This window comes from Natrarchaeobius oligotrophus, assembly GCF_003841465.1.
In the GTDB taxonomy this organism is placed as follows: Archaea; Halobacteriota; Halobacteria; order Halobacteriales; family Natrialbaceae; genus Natrarchaeobius; species Natrarchaeobius oligotrophus.
This window is the reverse complement of record NZ_REFZ01000068.1, coordinates 1-449: the sequence shown is the minus strand read 5'-3', so window position 1 is coordinate 449 and position 449 is coordinate 1. Positions and strand designations below refer to the sequence as shown.

The following is a 449-nucleotide window of genomic DNA, read 5'->3' as shown; positions in this document are numbered from 1 at the left end:
GACCGCGGCCCCGAGTGGCGCGCCTTCGACGCCGCCGAAAAGGACGAAAAGAGCCGCGTCGGTGCCCCCACCACCAACATGATGCACGATCAGGGGCTTTCGACCAACATCGGCTGGCAGGACAAAGACGCCTACGGCAAGGCCCTCTCGAGTCGCCAGCGCCAGAAGATGCAGCGCCTTCGCACCTGGAACGAGCGCTTTCGCACCCGCGATAGCAAAGAGCGCAACCTGAAACAGGCGCTGGGCGAGATCGACCGCATGGCCTCCGCGCTCGGCCTCCCCGAGAACGTCCGCGAGACCGCCTCCGTCATCTATCGGCGCGCCCTCGAGGAGGACCTGCTGCCGGGACGATCGATCGAAGGCGTCGCCACCTCGGCGCTGTACGCCGCCGCCCGCCAGGCCGGCACCCCCCGCAGCCTCGACGAGATCTCCGCCGTCTCCCGCGTCGA

At 68.8% G+C, this 449-nt stretch carries 1 protein-coding gene; it reads left to right on the top strand.

The window, feature by feature from the left end; all coding sequences use genetic code 11:
* Positions 1 to 449: transcription initiation factor IIB (locus EA472_RS21875; protein ID WP_394341364.1), on the top strand; the 449-nt coding region annotated here is incomplete at both ends.